Origin of the sequence: uncultured Mucilaginibacter sp. (genome assembly GCF_903913935.1) — a bacterium.
Lineage (GTDB): Bacteria > Bacteroidota > Bacteroidia > Sphingobacteriales > Sphingobacteriaceae > Mucilaginibacter.
The window spans coordinates 1-1,678 of the sequence record NZ_CAIWNH010000464.1 but is presented as its reverse complement, the minus strand read 5'-3'; the positions used below and the strand labels follow the sequence as shown (position 1 = coordinate 1,678).

General features: G+C 43.3%; 2 protein-coding genes. Both read left to right on the top strand.

The genetic code is table 11. The features are described from left to right. The coding region (locus tag QZY09_RS18560; RefSeq protein ID WP_295674768.1) for a hypothetical protein at nt 1-458 on the top strand (458 nt) is incomplete at its 5' end. Then, the gene (locus tag QZY09_RS18555; RefSeq protein ID WP_295674767.1) at nt 449-1,594 is read left to right on the top strand and encodes a glycosyltransferase family 61 protein; all 1,146 of its coding nucleotides are present in this window, start codon (nt 449-451) and stop codon (nt 1,592-1,594) included. The genes QZY09_RS18560 and QZY09_RS18555, both read left to right, overlap by 10 nt. Nucleotides 1,595-1,678: the final 84 nt, after the last annotated feature.

Below are 1,678 nucleotides of genomic sequence, written 5' to 3'. Positions count from 1 at the left end.
GGGAATACAGAATTGTAGGGGCAGTTAAAGAATATTTATATGATAATACAGACCTTTACAAGAACCCTTTTTTATATAAAAATCCGTATAATGCCGAAAATAAGACATTAGTAGGCACATACGAATATGACGGCATTAAATTATATTTACAAAATGCCGAAGCGTTTGAAAATATTGTCGAATCTCTCAACCTGAAATACGGGTACTTAAAGGCGCGTACAAGCGAGCCGGTACTTGACCGTATTTTTGCCCGCCATTTTTGGTGGACGGGCGTGGCGGCTGATCCCCGATTTAAGGAATTATCGGGTTATTGCATCCAAAAGGCAACCGACCTGGGCTATAAAGGCGAAAAATATATGGGGGGCCCGGCAGGGCATACCTTAGCCAACATTTTGGGATGGAAACCGGTGCGCTTTATGGCCTACTGGCAGCAACGTTTTAAAGCATCATGGGCCTGAAAGCAAACCTCATTTTCTGGGCAAGGCAATTTCCGTTTGTTTTTCCAAAACATATTATTACTTCATGCACGGATTGGATAGCAGAACAAAAAGAGCGAAAAGGCGTCTATTTTGCACAGCGTGGCCCATGGGTAAAAACTATTTTTGAGGCAAACTTTTTTCAACACGGCGAACCAAAAACACTGGGCACACCAAATGAAAAGGCTTTCTATCTCAACCGGAATTATCCAATAGAAAAAGCCTCGTTGTTTTACCTGCAGAACACCTATTTAATGGGCCATAAAGGATTGGTGTTGACCGCTGATCACCAGGTTTTCCAGGAGTTTAGCCACCATTTTGGGATATCAACCTTAAAAAAGTTTCTGCGGAAAAACCCGTTTTATACATTCACAGGCAAGGCACAAAAAGTAATTGGCAATGGCGCGGTACTGGTGTCGCCTGAGAGCCATAATTATTATCACTGGCTGAATGATGTGCTGCCGCGGGTAAAGATTTACGAATCAGTTTTAGATCAGATAGATCATTTTTGCATCTCCTCGAAAGTACCGCAAAAATTCCTTGACGTTTTGCCGCATTTTGGCATCCGGAAGGAAAAAATTCTATTGATCAATGAAAGCGAAAAGCTTCATTTTGATCATTTGTATGTGGCCTCACTACCGGGCAGCGAGGGGCGGTCACCGCAGTGGGCCATTGATTACCTGCGGGATAAACTCATCAAACCAGGGAAAGCAAAAAGTCCATCGAAGAAAATCTACTTTAAACGTGGAGCCGTTGCCGAAAGGATGGTGCTTAACGAAGATGTCCTTATACAAACACTCCAAAACAACGGGTTCGAAATAATCGATCCCGACCAATTGACCATTGATGAACAGGTTGACTTGATGCAACAGGTAAAAGTTGTGATCGGCGTACACGGGGCGGCGTTAAGCAATTTGCTTTTCAGCCCGGATCATACTGCTGTGATTGAAATTTTTTCGCCGGATTATTTCCGGACGGACTGTTATTACACTTTGTCCTCGGCTCTTAAATTAAACTATTGGTACGTTGCTGGTGATAAGCCCGCCGGCGCAGGCTGGGGCGACATTGTGGTACCCGAAGAATTACTTTTAAATACGATTAAACAGGTAAATGGCTGAGAAAAAACCGATGCAAAATATTATTGCCATCGACTTGTTACGGGCACTTGCCGCTCTGGGAGTTTTTACCTACCATATGCATGT